We start from the raw sequence: 459 nt of genomic DNA on the forward strand, positions 1-459 counted from the left end.
GCGGTGAGCATCCCTCGCGACGGGGTAATAAAGCTCTCAAACGGGCGTTGTTCCTGTCGGCCTTCGCCGCGCTCAGGGATCCGCTCTCCAGGGCTTACTGAACCGCCCCGGGAATCCTGGAGACTAAACTCCCTGAGAAAGAGGTAAACAGGATGACTAAAAATACTCGTTTTTCCCCCGAAGTCCGTCAGAGGGCGATTCGTATGGTTCTGGAAAGTCAGGGCGAATATGACTCACAGTGGGCGGCAATTTGTTCCATTGCCCCAAAGATTGGCTGTACACCGGAGACTCTGCGTGTCTGGGTACGCCAGCATGAGCGGGATACCGGAGGCGGTGATGGCGGGCTCACCACCGCTGAACGTCAGCGTCTGAAAGAGCTGGAACGTGAAAATCGTGAACTGCGCCGCAGTAACGATATCCTTCGCCAGGCTTCCGCTTATTTTGCGAAGGCGGAGTTCG

Annotated in this window: 1 protein-coding gene and 1 pseudogene; both read left to right on the forward strand. The window is 56.4% G+C overall.

The features are described from left to right. Nucleotides 1–98, forward strand: a pseudogene (locus BHE85_RS27720) (hypothetical protein); the annotation flags it as partial. A 54-nt stretch (nt 99–152) separates the two neighbouring features. Further along, nucleotides 153–459 (forward strand): transposase (locus BHE85_RS18525; RefSeq protein ID WP_032219445.1); only part of this gene is annotated, 307 nt, incomplete at its 3' end.

The sequence above is a fragment of the Shigella sp. FC1567 genome, from assembly GCF_001743015.1.
GTDB classification, from domain to species: Bacteria; Pseudomonadota; Gammaproteobacteria; order Enterobacterales; family Enterobacteriaceae; genus Escherichia; species Escherichia coli.